Genomic DNA, 16,895 nt, shown 5'->3' with positions numbered 1-16,895 from the left:
TCAATTCACATCGTCCGATGCGCCAGAGCCGGCAGCGACTCGCGCACGCCGGCCAAAAACAGCAGGTCGATCTCGCCGCTGACCACGCCCTCGCCTTCGGGCAACACGGCTTTCACTTCGCCCCACGGGTCGATCAGCATACTGTGGCCCCAGGTGCGGCGGCCGTTCGGATGCAGCCCGCCCTGCGCCGAGGCCAGCACATAGCACTGGTTTTCGATGGCGCGCGCACGCAGCAGCACTTCCCAGTGGGCGCTGCCCGTCGTGTGGGTAAACGCGGCCGGCACGACGATCAGTGCGCAATCGCCCATGGCGCGGTACAGCTCGGGAAAGCGCAGGTCATAGCAGATGGACAGGCCGACCCGGCCGAACGGCGTCTCGATCGAGCGCACCTGCGCGCCCGGCACGATGGTGCGCGATTCATTGTACGACTCGGCGCCGCGCGTAAAACCGAACAAATGGATCTTGTCGTAGCGGCCCGCCGGTTCGCCTTGCGGGTCGTACACCAGCGTGGTATTGAGGACCTTGCCCTCTTCGCCGGAAATCAGGGGCAAGGTGCCGCCGATCAGCCAGATGCCGTGCTGGCGCGCCATCTGCGCCATGCCATCCTGGATGGGGCCGCTGCCGGGCTGTTCCGCATGGGCCAGCTTGTCCGTTTCCTGCTTGCCCATGATGGCCCAGTATTCGGGCAGCACCACCAGTTGCGCGCCAGCGGCGGCGGCCTGCGCCACCAGGCGCCGCGCCGTGGCCAGGTTGTCTTCCACGGAAGGCGAGGAAATCATTTGTACTGCTGCGACTGTATGCATCATTGCCACCTTTTCTCCATTCGAACGCCTCGCCTATTTCGCCACGGCCTCCACCGCTGCGGCGGCAGGCACGGCGACAGGGTCCAATTTACCACCATCGAGCTTGGTCACGACGGGCGCTTTCCACGGGCCGGCGATCTGCATGTGATAGGTGAGCGCCTTCATCACGGGGGCGCGCAGGAACAATTGCGCCAGGAAACTTCCCAGGCCGATGACGGGGTTGACGGCCAGCGCGTAGACGAGCGGCCCCGTGCCCAGGTTAAATTCGGGGATCACCACCACGTGCAGATTCGTCGTTTCGTTGGCGATATCGGCCGTGCCATCCATCAGCACGGTGGCCGCCACGCCGTGCATCTTGAGGTTATCGGTGGTCACCACGCCGCGCTTGATGCTGGCGTTGGCCGTGATGCCGTCGAAGGCCAGGCCTTCGGAAAATACGTCGTGGAAATCGAGTTTCAGCAAGCGGGGCAAGGCTTGCAGGCTGAGCACGCCCAACAGCTTGGCCGCGCCCGGATCCTGCTTGAGGAACTGGCCCGATTCCACGTTCATCTCGATCTGCCCCGACAGGGTGGGAATGTCGAGCGAGTACGGCAAGCCGTTCCAGGCGATGTCGCCGCTCAGGCGGCCCTTGCCGCGGCGCACCGTGTCGGCAAAGCCGAAACGGTCGAGCAGCTTGCCCGCATCGACGATATCGAGGCCGAAACGCAGGCTGGTCGTGCTTTGCCCATCCTTGATGACCCATTTGCCATTGCCGCTCAGGGCGCCATCGGGATTCGACAGTTGCAGCTTGCCCACGCGCCACTCGCGCCCGCCCGCCGCCATGGTGTTATATGCTTGCAACTCCAAGCGGCCAATCTTCTTGTTGAACAGCTCGAATTGCTCGGCAACGATATCGAGCGAGGGGATCGACTGGGCGCCGCTCTTTCCCTCCAGTAAATTTTTCACGTCGTTGGCAGCCGACTCCGGAATGATCAAGGACGACAGGCGCGCCGTCATCTTGCCCAGGCCGGACGGCGTTTCCAGCCACGTCACATAGCCGGACACTTGTTTCGCATCAATATTGGCTTGCCACACATCCTTCTGGTGCGTGGCGCCCACGACCACGTTTTCCAGCTTGCGCTCGCCCAGCATCAGTTCGCTGGCGCGGGCCGCCATCATGTCCGGCACCACGTATTGGGCAATATCGGGCGCATCGTCGGCGGCGCCGCTGTCGGCAGGGGCCGCGCCGCTGCCGGCGATCTCGCTGCCGGCGGCAATCCAGCTGTCCACGTCCAGGGTTTTCATGTTGACGTTGAACATCATGCCGCTGTCCGGTTCCGGAGCCGGCACGTTCACGCCGATGCCGCCGCGCACCAGTCGCCAGGCATCCTTGCCCTGCTTCTGGCGCTGGTAGCGCGCAGCGATGCCGGAGCCCAGCGCGATGCGGATATCGTCCGTGCGCAAGCCCGCGCCGTTGGCCGCATTGCCCGTCAAGGTGAATTTCACGGGCAGGCTGTCGCCGGCCGGCTTTTTCAGGGGGGCGGGGAAATCCAGGCCCAGGCCCGTCAGCGGCGACTCGACATTGACCACCACCTGGTGGTCGCGCGCCGTGATCAGGCCGCTATAGCGCGCACCGCCATTCAAATGTTTCGCCAGGCGCTGCAGCACGGGCGCCGGATACGTCTTGCGCAAGCCGTCGATGGTCATGTTGCCTGCAATCTTGACCTGGATGGAATTGTCCGCCTGCGTACCGCCCGAGATGGCCAGAGGACCGCCCAGCAGGCTGCCGCTCAAGCCATTCAGGTTGACGCCCTTTTCATTGAATTCGATCTTGCCCTGCGTGCCCAGCACGGGTGGCATGTCGTGGAACAGCACCACGTCGTTGCCCGCCAGCTGCAAGCTGCCCTGCACGGTCGACTCAAGCATGCGTTCTATTGGCAAGTGCAACTTGAGGGCCAGTTTGGCGTTGCCCGTCGCCGTCGTTTCATCCGTGAAATGCTCGATCCAGCCCAGTACGGGGCTGGCCGTTACGTACTTGAGGAATTCCTGCATCGGGCCGGCCGCGTTGCCTTCAATGTCGAGCAGGGTGTCGAACACGGTCAAATCCGGGATCACGGCTTTGACATTCGTCAAGGCCACGCCGCCCGTGGTGGCCGTGTCGCCGCGGATTTCCATGCGCGCCCGTTCGAACACGAAACTGCCCTTGATCTTGTCCGCCTGCGGCCACAGGGGCGCCTTGCCGGCCAGCGGGCCGCTTTCCGCGAATTCGCCGGGCGCGTAGTTCAGGGTCCCATTCTCGAGCTTGCCGGCCACGCGGAAGTCGCCGCGATTGCGCTGGGCGGGGGTGTCGGCCTTGAAGGGGAAATGCTCGAGTTCGCCGCGCAGGCGCAGGCTGACATCGCGCGCCACGCCGCCTTCCAGCGCCCCCGTCAACCAGTGGCGCAGATGCTCGGGCGTTTGCAGCGGCAGGTAGCGGCCGATGGTGTTGATCTGGAAATTGTCGATCGTGCCCGTGAGGTCGACCTGGCCCAGGTTCTTGCCGTCGAGCGGCAGGCGGTGCGTGCCTTGCAAGGCAACGCGCAAGCCTTGCTGGTTGAAATCGAGCTTGTCCAGCTCGACTTGCAGCATATTGGCCGCTTCAAACGTCCAGCGCGCCTGCATGGCGAACTGTTCGAACGGCATGGCCGGCTCGCTCAGGTACGATGGAAACTGCAGCACCAGGTCTTGCGCATCGATATTGATGCTACCGCCCTTGTCGTTGGCGTCGATGCTGCCACTGAGTTTATCGAAGCCGGGAATGGCCGGTGCGGCCGCCTGCGCGGGACTGCCCGCCGTCTTCGCCACGGCCAGGCGCGCCGGCTGGGCATTGAGGCCCAGGTCGATGAGCTTGCCGCGCAATCGGTAGCTGGCCGGTGTCGCCATCTCGCCTTCCCACTGCGCCGAAAAATCCTGCAAGCGCCCACGCGGCGCCAGGGCGTCGAGGCGCTGGCGCTGCTGCTCGCCCAGCGGCAGCTTGTCGGCCAGCGCGGCCAGGGTTTGCAAATCAAGTGACTTGGCCGTGATTTCCGTGCGCGCCGGCTTGCGCTTCGTGGCGGCAATGAAACGCTCGGACAAGGTCGTCGGCGGCAGGCTGAGGCCATCGCGTGTTTCCACCGCGAAATTCGTCAGCTCGACCTGGTGCCCATTCGCGCCAAACGTCGGCTTGCCGTCCGGCACCTGCGCCGACAGCTCTTCTTTGGCCGAAATGCGCCCGCTGACCGACAGCAGATCGAGCGGCGCGATATGCTCGCCCAGCTGCGCCTGCACATCCGTCAAGCCCACGTCGGCCGTGAAGCCGGCCAGGCGCGCGTGATCCAGGCTCAACCAGGCGCGCAGGGCGCCCTTGCCCTGGCTCAGCTCGAACGGATAGTCGAGGTAGCGACGCCAGGCGGCCAAGTCGGCGTTTTTCAGGTCGGCATACAGCTCGCCTTTCCACATCGACACATCCGAGATGCGCGTGCTGAAAGGCGGATGCATGAAGTGGGCGCGCACATCGATGGGCGCGGCCAGGCTGGCGGGCGGCATGGCTTGCAAGCCCAGCCGGTGGCTGCGCCAGCGGTTGCGCAGCAGCAAGTTGACCTGGGTTAAAGCCAGCTCGGGCGTGCCGCGCGCTTCGTCCGTCCAGCGCACCTTGCCGTCGCGAATGATGATGTCATGCTGCGACAGCAGCCAGTCGGCGCCCTTGCCATCGCTGCCTTGCGTGCTGTCGATCAACACGCCGGCCACATACAGCTTGCCATCCATGCTGCGCCGCACGTCCAGATCGGGCCGCGTAATTTCCAGGGTAGTAAAACGCACGGAACCGAGCACGCTCCACCACGACACGGTGGCCGAAATGCTCGGCAGGCTCAACGCCTGGCGCCCCGCCTGGTCGCGCAGGGTCACGTCGCCGAGGAAGAGATTCGGCCGCACGCCATGCCAGGAAGCATAAATGCGCGCGATACTGACAGGATTGCCCAGCGCGCGGCTGGCCGCCCGCTCGATATCGCCTTTGTAATAATCGATATTCGGCAAGATGGCGTAGCGCAGGAATAAAAACAGCACGGCGAAGGCAAAATACGCCAGCAGCACCAGTTTGATGGTAAAACCCAATACATGGTGGGTGGCCAGGTTGGCCATGCGATAGGCGGCACGCAGCCGCTGCCAGCGCAGGGCCAATGGCACATGTTCTGTCACGCTTGCTTCTGGCGGTTTTTGCATCAATAAGCTAATAAACTGGCCCGGCGTCAAATAATGCCAAAAATCGTCTGCATTCGTGGTGCGCGCCTGCATCCTCGCGCTTGCGTCTGAGCAAAGCCTCCCTTACCATCGTCCGGAAGAGCACGTACTGCCGGCGGCATTCGGCCAGCGGCACAATTTTACCGCATCCCCCGCCATTCGCAGCCAAGTTAAACAAGAACATGCACGCAGCATCCACGAGACAGTTACCGATACCATGAGTACACAGCCTTTGATCTCCGCCTCCCGTTTCTACCAGCGCTGGCTGGACGCCGCCCCCGGGCGCGCCGCGCAGGTAGCGCAACTGGTGCGCGCGCCGCTGGACAAGCTCGACTTTGCCGCCGAGTTGGCCGCCCAGGCGAACGCCGCCACGCCGCCGCTGCCGCCCGAGAGGGCCATGCGCCGCCTGCGCAACCTGCTCGTCTGCGGCCTGATCGCGCGCGATCTTGACGGCCAGGCCGACTTGAACGAAGTCGTCACGGCCATGACGGACTTTGCCGATTTCGCCATCCGCACGCATGTGGACGCCATCATGGCCGAGATGGTGGCCCTGCACGGCATGCCGGTCGGCGAGGAATCGGGCGAGGAACAGGCCTTGATGGTGTTGGCGATGGGCAAGCAGGGCGGCGGCGAGCTCAACGTTTCGTCGGATATCGACCTGATCTTTGTGTATCCGGAAGATGGCGACACGCACGTCACCGTGCCGGGCCAGCGCAGCCTGTCCAACCACGAGTTTTTCATTCGCATGGGCAAGAAACTGATCGCCGCCCTGGCCGAGATCACGCAAGACGGTTTTACTTTCCGCGTGGACATGGCCTTGCGTCCGAACGGCAACTCGGGTCCGCTGGCCGCCAGCCTCAGCATGGTGGAGCAATACCTGATCGTGCAGGGCCGCGAATGGGAGCGCTATGCCTGGGTCAAGGCGCGCGCCGTGACGGGGAAGGCCGAGGACATCGCTTCGCTCGACGCCATCGTGCGCCCGTTCGTCTTCCGCCGCTACCTCGATTTCGGCGTCATCGACGCCATCCGCACCATGCATGGCCAGATCCGCGCCGAGGTCAACCGTCAGGAGCGCTTGCACCCGGACCGCAGCAACAACGTCAAGCTGGGCCGCGGCGGCATCCGCGAAATCGAATTCCTCGCGCAAGTGTTTCAGTTGATACGGGGCGGGCGCGACGCCGAACTGCGCGAACGTTCCACGCGCGCCACCCTGCGCACGGTGGCAGACAAGGGTTTGCTGGAACCGGCCATCGTGGAACAACTGCTCGGCTCCTACACTTTCCTGCGCAACCTCGAACATCGGCTGCAGTATCTTGACGATGCGCAAACCCACACCCTGCCCGCGAATGACGCCGACCGCCTCACTGTGGCGCAGATGATGGGCTTGCCCGACACGCCCACCTTGCTGGCCCAGCTGGAAGCGCACCGCGTGTTTGTCGCCGGCCAGTTTGACGAAATGTTCAGCGACAAGAGCAGCAGCACGCCGCCGGCCGACACGGGCATCGACCCGCAGACGTCGAACGACTGCGCCGCCTCGGACCAGCAGGAAGCCATCGAGGCGCGCTTTGCCGCCCTGGGTTTCCATGAACCGGCCGCCTGCGCGCGCCGCCTGCTGGCCACGTGGCAGGCGCCCCGTTTGCAATCGTTGCCCGAGGCGAGCCGCACGCGCCTCGTCGCCCTCGTCAATTCCGCCCTGCCCCTGATCACCGATTGCTCCGTGTCCAATGGTAATGCCAGCCAGCTGGCCACCCTGGGCCGGCTGCTCGATTTCCTGGAAGCGATTGCGCGCCGCTCGGCCTATCTGTCATTGTTGACAGAGTATCCGCATACGCTCGAGCGCGTCGTGCGCATGGTGTGCGCCAGCGGCTGGGCCGCCACCTTCCTCACGCAACATCCGATTTTGCTCGATGAACTGCTGGACGAACGCATCCGCAACTCGGTGCCGGACCCGGCCGCGCTGGCGCTCGACCTGCAGCGCCAGCTCGACGACGCGCCCGGCGACACGGAGCGGCAGATGGATATCCTGCGCGAAACACACCATGCGCAGCTGTTCCAGTGCCTGGCGCAAGACCTGGCGGGTGACCTGAGCGTGGAAAAGCTGGCCGACTACCTGTCGCAGCTGGCCGACATCATCGTCGCCGCCACCGTGCAAGCCGTCTGGCAAACGTTACCGACGCGCCACCGCGAGGTGCCGAAATTCGCCGTCATCGCGTATGGCAAGCTGGGCGGCAAGGAACTGGGTTATGTCTCGGACCTCGACGTCATCTTTCTCTTCGACGACGACGACCAGGAAGCGCCCGGCCTGTACGCCAAGCTGGCGCAGCGCTTCATTACCTGGATGACTTCGCACACCTCGGCCGGCATCCTGTTCGACATCGACATCGCCCTGCGCCCCGACGGCGCCTCGGGCATGCTGGTTTCCAGCGTGCAGGCCTTCGAGCGCTACCAGGGCAGCGCGGCCTGGGTGTGGGAACACCAGGCGCTCACGCGCGCGCGCTTCTGCGCCGGCGACGTCGGCATCGGCAAGCATTTCGAGCGCATCCGCGACACGATCCTGCGCAAGGAACGGCCGGAAAACGGTCCGCTCCAGGGCGAAGTGGTGGCCATGCGCAAGAAAATGCTGGACGCCCACCCGCCCCGCCCCGGCAGCTTTGATCTGAAACAGGATCCAGGCGGCATGATCGACATCGAGTTCATGGTGCAATATCTGGTGCTGCAGCATGCGGCGCAGTATCCGCAGCTGACGGCCAACTCGGGCAATATCGCCCTGCTGCGCCTGTGCGGCGAGCTGGGGTTGATCGATGCCCAGCTCGCCGCCCTGGTCGCCGACGCCTACCGCGCGCTGCGCAAACTGCAGCACCAGCTGCGCCTGCAGGGGCAAGACCTGGCGCGCGTGGAACCGGAGCGCGTGCGCGCGCATGCGGACAACGTCATGCGCCTGTGGCAAGCCATCTTCGGCGCCACCGCCTGAGGCCGGCCCGAAGATGCCGCTCCATTACCTGTCGCGCCTGAGCGGATCGGCACGCGATACGCAAGCCAATCTGCAGCTGGGCTGCGTACTGGCGCTGGTGGCCGGCGCCGTGAATGCGGGCGGCTTTCTCGCCATCGGCGGCTATACCTCGCACATGACGGGCATCGTCTCGGGCATGGCGGACGACCTGGCACTGGGCAATATCACGCTGGCCCTGGCCGCGCTGGGAGCATGGCTGGCCTTTGTCAGCGGCGCGGCCGTGACGGCCATCATGGTGAACTGGGGCAAGCGGCGCCGGCTGCACAGCCAGTTTGCCGCCAGCCTGCTGCTGGAAGCGGCCTTGTTACTGCTGTTCGGCCTGACGGGCAATTACCTGGCCACCATGCCCGACGTGCTGGGTCCCGTCACCATCTTGCTGCTGTGCTTTGTCATGGGTTTGCAAAACGCCATCATCACCAAGATTTCAGGCGCCGTCATCCGCACCACCCACGTAACGGGCCTGTCGACCGACATCGGCATCGAGCTGGGCAAGATGGCGTATTACAACCGGCGCCACCTGCCGGACCGCATGGTGAAGGTCAACCGCGGCAAGCTGAGAACGCACAGCCTGCTGATCGCCTGCTTCTTCATCGGCGGCGTCAGCGGCGCCCTGGCCTTCAAGCACATCGGCTTTCCCGCCGCCACCATCCTGCTTGCCGGCGTACTGACCCTGCTGTCGGGCGTGCCCGTGCTGCGCGACTTGCGCCTGCTGTGGCGCTTCTACCGGCGCCGCCTGTACAGGCAGCGTTAATAAAAATATTTTTCTTAAAAGCAATATAAATCTGGCTTTAATGCTAATATTTTCTTGCGCTTGGTTGACACATACTGCCTGCCGTGCGGCCTTTTGATTTGACACCCTACCGTTGTCCAATTGTGAAAGCGAGAAAAATGATTTCCATCAAAAAAGCTCTATTTGTCTTTGCCGCTGCCGTCGGCATCGCCGCCTCGTTTGCCAGTAACGCGACCGAACATGCACGCAGACCGCCGGATACGTGCAACTATCTCTTGAACAGCTGCTATCAGGGCAATAACAATGACTGCGAACTCTGGTACGCACAGTGCGCCAACGTCGATCCTGAGTAAGCGGACGAAAGCAACAGACGAAAAAAAAACGCCCCGAAGGGCGTTTTTTCTTATGTGGTCAAAAAATTACTTGGCCGACATCAGTGCAACGGTAGTGTCAAGCATGCGGTTCGAGAAACCCCACTCGTTGTCGTACCACGACGATACTTTCACCAGGCGGCCCGACACTTTGGTCAGGGTCGAATCGAAGTTCGACGAAGCCGGGTTGTGGTTGAAGTCGATCGAGACCAGCGGTTCGGTCTGGTACGTCAGGATGCCTTCCAGGGCACCTTCCGAAGCGGCCTTCATCAGGGCGTTGACTTCTTCCACGGTGGTGTCGCGCTTGGCGATGAAGGACAGGTCGACCAGCGACACGTTGATGGTCGGTACGCGGATGGCGAAACCGTCCAGCTTGCCATTCAGCTCAGGCAGGACCAGGCCCACGGCGGCAGCGGCGCCCGTCTTGGTCGGGATCATGCTCATGGTGGCCGAACGGGCGCGACGCAGGTCTTCATGCATCACGTCGGACAGCACCTGGTCGTTGGTGTAGGCGTGCACGGTGGTCATCAGGCCCGTTTCGATGCCGATGGCGTCGTTGAGTGGCTTGACCAGCGGTGCCAGGCAGTTGGTGGTGCACGAAGCGTTCGAAATGACGGTATCGGTCGATTTCAGCACGGAGTGGTTCACGCCGAACACGACGGTCGCGTCGACGTCCTTGCCGCCTGGTGCCGAAATGATGACTTTTTTCGCGCCGCCCTTCAAGTGAGCCGAAGCTTTCTCTTTGGTGGTGAAGAAACCCGTGCACTCCAGCACGACGTCCACGCCCAGCTCGCCCCATGGAATTTCAGCAGGATTGCGCTGTGCGAATACGCGGATCGGATCGCCATTGACGATCATGTTGTCGCCTTCGACGGTGACCGTGCCCGGGAACTTGCCGTGCGCGGTGTCGTAGCGGGTCAGGTGGGCGTTCGATTTGGCATCGCCCAGGTCGTTGATGGCAACGATCTGGATATCCTGTTTCTTGCCGCCTTCGTAGAAAGCGCGCAATACATTACGGCCGATGCGGCCGTAGCCATTGATTGCAACTTTGATCGTCATACTCTGCTCCTGATTAAAAAAAAGGTATCAGCACAGCCCCCCGGCCAGCACATGGCCAGGGTCTGCTCAAAATCAATATTAGCCAGCGATAACGGCTTTCACCTTGGCTACGACGTTCTCGACCGTGAAGCCGAAGTGCTTGAACAGCACGCCGGCAGGCGCCGATTCGCCAAACGTGTCGATACCGACCACGGCGCCTTCCAGGCCCACGTATTTGTACCAGAAGCTGGTCACGCCCGCTTCGATGGCCACGCGCGGCACGCCGCGGGTCAGCACGCTGGCCTTGTAGGCGGCGTCCTGGCGGTCATACACGTCGGTCGACGGCATCGACACCACGCGCACGTTGATGCCTTCGGCCGCCAGCGCGCTGGCGGCGGCGACGGCCAGTTCCACTTCGGAACCGGTGGCGATCAGGATCGCCTTGGCGTCCGCCACGTCGTTCAGCACATAGCCGCCGCGGTAGATGTTCTCGATCTGTTCGGCGCTACGCTCCTGGTAAGGCAGGTTCTGGCGCGAGAAGATCAGGGTCGACGGGCCATCCTTGCGGCGCACGGCGGCGCCCCAGGCAGCAGCCGACTCGACGGTGTCGCATGGACGCCAGTTGTCCAGGTTCGGGATCAAACGCATCGACGAGACATGCTCGACCGATTGGTGCGTCGGGCCGTCTTCGCCCAGGCCGATCGAGTCGTGGGTAAACACGAAGATCGAACGCAGTTTCATCAAGGCGGCCATGCGCAGGGCATTGCGGCTGTAGTCGGAGAACGTCAGGAACGTGGCGCCGAACGGGATGTAGCCGCCGTGCAGGGTGATACCGTTCATGATGGCGCTCATGCCGAATTCACGCACGCCGTAGTTGATGTGGTTGCCAGGCTGGCCCGAACGCACAGCCACGCATTCTTTCCAGTTGGTCAGGTTCGAACCGGTCAGGTCGGCCGAGCCGCCGAGGAATTCCGGCAGGGACGAAGCCAGCGCCTGGATGGCGTTCTGGCTGGCCTTGCGGGTGGCGATGTTTTCTTTCTTCTCGACGCAGGAAGCGATCGCGGCCGACAGCGCCGTTTCAAATGCAGCAGGCAGCTCGCCCTGCATGCGGCGGCTCAGTTCCGCAGCTTGCTGCGGGAATTCACGGCCGTAGGCGGCAAAGCGCTCGTTCCAGTCCGCTTCCAGCAGGGCGCCTTGCTTCTTGGCATCCCAGGCAGCGTACACGTCGGCCGGCATCTCGAACGGTGCGGCATCCCAGCCGATGTATTCGCGCACGGCAGCGATTTCCTTGTCGCCCAGCGCGGCGCCGTGGACCTTGTCGCCGCCTTGCAGGTTCGGCGAACCCTTGCCGATGATGGTCTTGCAGCAGATCAGAGTTGGCTTCGATGCGGTCTTGGCGGCGGCGATGGCGGCAGCCACGGCGGCAACGTCATGACCGTCGACGGCGCGGATGACGTTCCAGCCGTACGCTTCGAAGCGCGCCGGGGTGTCGTCCGTGAACCAGCCTTCGACTTTGCCGTCGATGGAAATGCCATTGTCATCGTACAGGGCGATCAGTTTGTTCAAGCCCAGGGTGCCGGCCAGCGCGCACACTTCGTGCGAAATACCTTCCATCAGGCAACCATCGCCGACGAAGGCGTAGGTGTAGTGGTTGACGATGTCGTAGCCAGGTTTGTTGAATTCAGCAGCCAGCAATTGCTCCGACAGGGCCATGCCGACGGCGTTGGCGATGCCCTGGCCCAGCGGGCCGGTGGTCGTCTCAATGCCCGGCGTGATATCGACTTCCGGGTGGCCCGGGGTTTTCGAATGCATCTGGCGGAACGCCTTGATGTCATCCATCGACAGCTCGTAGCCGGTCAGGTGCAGCAGCGCGTAGTGCAGCATCGAGCCGTGGCCGTTCGACAACAGGAAACGGTCGCGGTTCTGCCATTTAGGATTGGCGGGATTGTGGCGATAGTGACCGCTCCACAGAGCAACTGCGATCTCGGCCATGCCCATCGGCATGCCTGGATGGCCGGAGTTGGCCTTTTGTACAGCGTCCATTGCCAGTGCGCGGATCGCATTGGCCATTTTGGTAGTCGGGAGCGTAGTTGTCATGGTGGTGTGGGTCAGTCGCGAGTTTGGGATTCGTTTGCAACAGCACGGACAAGAAAGAACCCAGGCCGGCTGCTTTATGTAGTCAACTATTTTACCAGACTAGGGGGCTGCAAATTAGAATTGCGGCGTACTGGCCCGCCAAATGGCTATACTTTGACGTCTTTCCACCCCACTTATACTCCCGTTGAGGATTTGCATGCCGCGTTTTTTCTGCCCCCAGCCGCTCGTTGCCGGCACCACCATCGCCCTGCCGGAGGCTGTCGCCCACCATATCCAGGTCGTGCGCCTGGCGCCGGGCGACCTCATCACCCTGTTCAATGGCGAAGGGGGCGAAGTGCAGGCGAGCCTGGTGACGGTTGCCAAGCGCAGCGTGACAGCGGAAATCCAGACGCACGTGGCGCGCGAAGCGGAGCTGCCCTACGCCGTGACCCTGGCGCAGGCCTTGCCGGAAGCGTCCAAAATGGACTGGATCATCGAAAAAGCCATCGAACTGGGCGCGGCGGGCATCGTGCCGCTGTCGGCACAGCGCTGCGTCGTGCGCCTGTCCGCCGAACGGGCCGAGAAAAAACTCGCGCATTGGCAAGGCATTATCGTTTCCGCGTCGGAACAAAGCGGGCGCAACCGCCTGGCGCAGTTGGCGCCATTGCAAGATTTTAATAACTGGAGCCGCCAGCAAGACTTACACAAACGCATCATCCTGACGCCGCGCGCAGAGCAGTCGCTGGCCGACTGGGCCCGCCACCAGCCGCCGCAGGCCATCACCGTGATGGTGGGACCGGAAGGCGGATTTTCGGAAGCGGAAGAAAAGGCGGCCCTGGCCGCCGGTGCCATCGGCCTGGCTATGGGCCCGCGCATCCTGCGCACGGAAACGGCGGGTCTGACGGCGCTGGCCACCTTGGCGGCATTGTGGGGCGGGATGTAAGAGGCGAGAAACCATATTGAAGGCAACGCCGGGGGCGCTCCCACGCCTGCCGTGGACATAGCCAAAAAAAATGCCGCGCCCTGTTTGACAGGGCGCGGCATTTTTACTGAAATCGTGTCTTTTGCAAGCCGCCGGCAAACCGGCGGCCATCACACAATTAGAACTTCTTGTTGAACTCAGCGGTGAACTTCATCGAACGAGGTGCGGTGTAGCTCAGTACCGATTCATACAGAGCATAGCGTGCCTGGTTGGTGTTGTAACGCTCGACCACTTTTTGCGTGGTTTGCGTGTCGAACACATTGAAGATGTCCAGTTTAACTGCCAGGCCTGGCACAAAAGCTGGTTTATACGACACGTTCAAGTCCAGGTTTTTGTCCCATGGCAGATTGCCCACGGCACCACGCGGCGAAGGAACGTTCTGATTGCCAGTTGCACCGAAGCAGTAGTGCGAAGCGGACTGATAGTTGAAGCCGATATCGTCTGCCGATTGCGTGTTCGGATTGGTACCGACGCACGAACGTGGGCGGCCCGAAGCGAGCAATGCGGCGGCGCCCACGGTCCACTCTGGGGTCAGGTCGTAGAAGCCGTAAGCCTTGATCTGATGCTTACGATCATTTGGCAGGCGGCCATCCGCATAGCGCATCAGTGCTGCGTAATCCCAGGTCTGGGTAGCTGCAACGTCAGCCTGGCCAGTCGTGGTATCGGACAGCGTCTGACCTTCAGTATTGCCGCTGCTGCGCGACAGCGTGTAGTTGATCTTACCATACCAGCCGTTACGGTATGGATGCTCAGCAAACACATCAAGTGCAGCGTAAGTACGCTTGGCCTTGTCGAAGCCCAGGTCTTCCTTCGTCAGGTGGACGCGGGTGTAGTTGGACTGCGTACCAGCAAAGTCAACCAGGAAATCATTTGCTTCGCCTGGGTTGAACGATGCGCAGTTAAAACCGCCGTAGTTCGAAGTATCGATACCATTGCGCTTGGCGTATTTTGCGAACACGCGACCATCGCAGAAGTCATCGATCGTCGATTTCAGGGTACGGTAAGTAACCTTGGCACCGAAATTCAGGCTAGGGTTGTAGGCCTTTTCAAAGCCCAGGGTCAACTCATCCTGATACGATGGCTTCATGTCCAGTGCAGCAACGGTTTTCGGATCTTTTGCTTGACCGAATTCATTGTTTGCAGACAAGACATCCGTCAACTGGGTCAAGCCCGTTGGCGCACCATGTGCATCCGTACCCGTGTAAGCGTAATACTGGTTGGTGTTCAGCGAACCGTTTGCACCGCGCAAAGCGATCACGGTTGGCATTTGCAGGGTGTAACGGCCTGCGCTACCAAATACTTTAAACGATGCATCGCCATTCACATCCCACACTGCTGCTACGCGTGGAGCGTATTGGTTCTTCATCTCAATATATTTGGTGCCGTCCTGGTTGGCATTGTAGAAGCCCTCACGACGCAGACCTGCGGTCAACAACACGTCCTTCGTCACTTGCCAGCGATCTTCAATGTACTGAGCATCCTGACCAGCGAAAGCATTCGATACGGTCGAGGACAGGACACGCGACACATAGAAACCTTGCGATGCGAGCGGGCCCTTGCCTGCCAGCGCGCCAACTTGGCCGCCAGGAACGTCAAATGGCTTGGTAGCATCTGGGGTCTTGCCGTACAACCACAGTGCGCCGCCAGCCAATGCGTCGCCAGCGTCTGCCGAGGACATCTTGTTATTGTCCAGACCAGCACGCAGGGTGTGGTTGCCAATCTTGTATTCCAAATCCAGACGCTTGGACGTTACGCGGTCGGTGGAACCATTGACTGGTTGATTGGTCGAGAACGGCTGACCACCCGAGTAGTTCAAGCCTGGCGCCTGATCCGCCTTTGCCGCACTCACTTGTGCCAGCGTTGGATCGTAGCCTGTAGGCTCATAGATATGCTTGGCACGCGATTTGCCATACAGGGCAGTGACGGTCAGGTTATCGGAAATGTTACCAACGTAGCGCAGGATATTTGCTTCGCCGCCGTTCGGGTTGAATGGGCCGTATTCTTCGTGGGTTGACGAGTTGACCTTGCTGCCGACGGCGCGGGTCGCGTAATCATACGAACGGAATTGCGTGTTGGTCTCCGGCAGGTCACCGATCGTCGTGAATTCGATACGATGATTATCGGAAATATTCCAGTCCAGCTTACCGTAGTAGCGCTCGGTGGTGGTCTTGTAATCGCGCCAGCCGTTATCACCGTTAGTCAGCGCGGTACGGCCGCCAAAGACGCCATTGCTTTCGGCACGCGTTTGCTCCAGTGCAACGAAACCGAACAAGGTATCCTTGATCAGCGGACCACCGACATAGGCGGAGTACTGTTTTTGCTCGAATTCATTGTCTTCGCGGCGAATACGCAGGGTCCCGTCTGTTTGCGGGAAAACACCGGTATTGGCGTAGTACATGTCACGGGACTTGGCGCGCAACGACTTCGGTGCGATCGATACCAGGGCACCGGCTTCCCAGGTGTTGGTACCGGATTTGGTCGTGACGTTGACCACGCCGCCAACCGACCGGCCGAACTCAACGCCATAACCGCCCGTCAAAACTTGAGCTTGAGCGATCGCGCCAAACGGGAGTTCCATTGCGCCCAATTGCGACAACGGGTTGGTTACCGGGAAACCGTTGATATAGTAGGCATTTTCCGAAGCGCCGCCACCGCCGAAGCTGGCTCCGGCAGGATAGGTCGGGTCGCCACGGGTGGTGTTCGGGGAGAGTTGCACGATTGCGTCGACGTTACGTGCGATCGGCAACTTGTCCAGCTCGCGTGCGGTAAAGGTCGCGCCATTGGTCGAGCTCGAGATATCGATGCGGTTGCGACGGCCCGTCACTTGCACGGCCTGAACGCCGCCAGCAACAGGGAAAATCGCCTCGACGCCTTGACCAGCCAGCACTTCCAGCGACGTAGTACCAACAACCGATTCGCCCTTCTTCAGCGTCACGGTATAGGTACCAATAGGCAGACTCGTGACACGGAATGAGCCGTTTGCATCAACTGCCGTGGAACGCGTCTGGTTGGTACCAGTGTTTTGCAATACGACGGTATCGCCACTGCCGCTGCCGACCTTACCGAAAATACTACCTGCTGCGTTCGACTGCGCCATGACGGGCGCAACGACCATGGCGGACATGGCGCCGGCGCTGAAGGCCAGCGCCAGCGCGCGAACTAAAACTGTTTTTCTCAACATGTGGTTTCCTAATTATTAGATTAAGCGTCTCTGGTAGAGTTGCTTGGTAAATTTTAAGCACTAAATCATGTTTAATACGTTTTTATTTCCGGTTTTAGTTTTTGATGATTTGACACTCTCCCACCACTGATATGGCAGGCTTCAGACAAAACAGGAAAAACCTACTTGCCTAAGCGATACATAAAACCATATGCGATTGTTCACTGTCAACATAGTAGAAAAATATGATGCAAAGATACAACAAAATGAATAGAGCCGGAAAATGGCAAAGGCGTCCAAGATTGTGCGGCAATGCACCAATTTGATGCACTGCAAAAAAAACGCATATTAATATGCGAAAAAATATTGTTTAAAAACACAAGCTGTTGTGTGTCCCTCGCGCGCATGCCCAGCACCTGAAATGCCTGCAATGGCGCCGCTGCAGCCCTTGAAATGGCCTGTTTCGAACATGCGGGATGGCCGCAGGCC

At 61.2% G+C, this 16,895-nt stretch carries 9 protein-coding genes; 4 read left to right on the top strand and 5 right to left on the bottom strand.

Features of this window, described 5'->3' with window-relative positions; all coding sequences use genetic code 11:
- Nucleotides 1-5: 5 nt before the first annotated feature.
- The gene (locus tag CSQ93_RS19140; protein ID WP_099379394.1) at nt 6-806 is read right to left on the bottom strand and encodes a carbon-nitrogen hydrolase family protein; all 801 of its coding nucleotides are present in this window, start codon (nt 804-806) and stop codon (nt 6-8) included.
- A 30-nt stretch (nt 807-836) separates the two neighbouring features.
- Nucleotides 837-4,997, bottom strand: a complete 4,161-nt coding sequence (locus CSQ93_RS19135) for a YhdP family protein (RefSeq protein WP_324847130.1) — start codon at nt 4,995-4,997, stop codon at nt 837-839.
- 259 nt (nt 4,998-5,256) lie between these two features.
- Between CSQ93_RS19135 and glnE the strand changes: the two genes are divergently transcribed.
- The 3 genes from glnE (at nt 5,257) to CSQ93_RS19120 (ending at nt 9,132) form a co-directional block, all read left to right on the top strand.
- Nucleotides 5,257-8,010: a bifunctional [glutamate--ammonia ligase]-adenylyl-L-tyrosine phosphorylase/[glutamate--ammonia-ligase] adenylyltransferase gene (gene glnE, locus CSQ93_RS19130; protein ID WP_233516255.1), complete on the top strand. Its 2,754-nt coding sequence runs from the start codon at nt 5,257-5,259 to the stop codon at nt 8,008-8,010.
- A gap of 13 nt (nt 8,011-8,023) precedes the next feature.
- On the top strand, nt 8,024-8,800 hold the full coding sequence (locus tag CSQ93_RS19125) for a YoaK family protein (RefSeq protein WP_099379392.1): 777 nt from the start codon (nt 8,024-8,026) through the stop codon (nt 8,798-8,800).
- Nucleotides 8,801-8,937: 137 nt separating this feature from the next.
- On the top strand, nt 8,938-9,132 hold the full coding sequence (locus CSQ93_RS19120) for a hypothetical protein (RefSeq protein WP_099379391.1): 195 nt from the start codon (nt 8,938-8,940) through the stop codon (nt 9,130-9,132).
- Nucleotides 9,133-9,198: 66 nt separating this feature from the next.
- On the opposite strand, the gene gap is transcribed toward CSQ93_RS19120, so the two are convergent.
- Together gap and tkt are read right to left on the bottom strand one after the other, a co-directional pair.
- Complete coding sequence (gene gap / locus CSQ93_RS19115) at nt 9,199-10,209, bottom strand: type I glyceraldehyde-3-phosphate dehydrogenase (protein WP_010395244.1); 1,011 nt, start codon at nt 10,207-10,209, stop codon at nt 9,199-9,201.
- Between the two features lie 78 nt (nt 10,210-10,287).
- On the bottom strand, nt 10,288-12,285 hold the full coding sequence (tkt, locus tag CSQ93_RS19110; protein WP_099379390.1) for a transketolase: 1,998 nt from the start codon (nt 12,283-12,285) through the stop codon (nt 10,288-10,290).
- A 196-nt stretch (nt 12,286-12,481) separates the two neighbouring features.
- Here tkt and CSQ93_RS19105 point away from each other — a divergent pair, with 196 nt between their 5' ends.
- Complete coding sequence (locus CSQ93_RS19105; RefSeq protein ID WP_099379389.1) at nt 12,482-13,207, top strand: 16S rRNA (uracil(1498)-N(3))-methyltransferase; 726 nt, start codon at nt 12,482-12,484, stop codon at nt 13,205-13,207.
- A 157-nt stretch (nt 13,208-13,364) separates the two neighbouring features.
- Here the strand turns inward: CSQ93_RS19105 and CSQ93_RS19100 are convergent, their stop codons facing one another.
- Nucleotides 13,365-16,427 carry a TonB-dependent receptor gene (locus CSQ93_RS19100; protein ID WP_099379388.1) on the bottom strand — a complete coding sequence of 1,021 codons (3,063 nt, stop codon included), beginning with the start codon at nt 16,425-16,427 and terminating at the stop codon, nt 13,365-13,367.
- Between the last annotated feature and the right edge of the window lie 468 nt (nt 16,428-16,895).

Origin of the sequence: Janthinobacterium sp. BJB426, from assembly GCF_002735705.1 — a bacterium.
Lineage (GTDB): Bacteria > Pseudomonadota > Gammaproteobacteria > Burkholderiales > Burkholderiaceae_D > Janthinobacterium.
The sequence above is the reverse complement of the archived record's forward strand: the minus strand, read 5'-3'. Positions and strand labels throughout refer to the sequence as shown.

Excerpts from the sequence above, each read along its gene's own strand:
- CSQ93_RS19140 (WP_099379394.1), bottom strand. The coding sequence starts at position 806 with ATGATGCATACAGTCGCAGCAGTACAAATGATTTCCTCGCCTTCCGTG.
- glnE (WP_233516255.1), top strand. The coding sequence starts at position 5,257 with ATGAGTACACAGCCTTTGATCTCCGCCTCCCGTTTCTACCAGCGCTGG.
- CSQ93_RS19125 (WP_099379392.1), top strand. The coding sequence starts at position 8,024 with ATGCCGCTCCATTACCTGTCGCGCCTGAGCGGATCGGCACGCGATACG.
- CSQ93_RS19120 (WP_099379391.1), top strand. The coding sequence starts at position 8,938 with ATGATTTCCATCAAAAAAGCTCTATTTGTCTTTGCCGCTGCCGTCGGC.
- gap (WP_010395244.1), bottom strand. The coding sequence starts at position 10,209 with ATGACGATCAAAGTTGCAATCAATGGCTACGGCCGCATCGGCCGTAAT.
- tkt (WP_099379390.1), bottom strand. The coding sequence starts at position 12,285 with ATGACAACTACGCTCCCGACTACCAAAATGGCCAATGCGATCCGCGCA.
- CSQ93_RS19105 (WP_099379389.1), top strand. The coding sequence starts at position 12,482 with ATGCCGCGTTTTTTCTGCCCCCAGCCGCTCGTTGCCGGCACCACCATC.
- CSQ93_RS19100 (WP_099379388.1), bottom strand. The coding sequence starts at position 16,427 with ATGTTGAGAAAAACAGTTTTAGTTCGCGCGCTGGCGCTGGCCTTCAGC.